This window comes from Pseudomonas sp. H26/SER47-MNA-CIBAN-0231, from assembly GCF_040310465.1.
Lineage (GTDB): Bacteria > Pseudomonadota > Gammaproteobacteria > Pseudomonadales > Pseudomonadaceae > Aquipseudomonas > Aquipseudomonas atacamensis.
The window spans coordinates 1-277 of sequence record NZ_JBEOPW010000071.1; the positions used below are offsets into that span (position 1 = coordinate 1).

At 67.9% G+C, this 277-nt stretch carries 1 protein-coding gene; it reads left to right on the top strand.

All coding sequences use genetic code 11. The features are described 5' to 3' along the window. The coding region (locus AAEZ10_RS27300) for a substrate-binding domain-containing protein (RefSeq protein WP_350571799.1) at window positions 1-277 on the top strand (277 nt) is incomplete at both ends.

Consider the following 277-nt stretch of genomic DNA (forward strand, 5'->3'; position numbering starts at 1 on the left):
GCCATGACCCGCACCTTGCTCGAGCGCGGCTACCGTCACGTCGCCTTCGCCGCGGCGCAGCTCGACCCTCGGACCCTGCAACGCGCCGAAGGCTACCGTCAGGCCATGCGCCAGGCGGGTCGCTATGAGCCAACTCTGGAGCTGCTGACACCGCAGCTGTCGTCCATTGGGCTTGGCGCGGAGCTGCTGGATCGGCTGCTGGCGCAGCACTCGCAGATCGACGCAGTGTTCTTCAACAACGACGACCTGGCCCTCGGGGCGCTGTTTCGCGCCCATC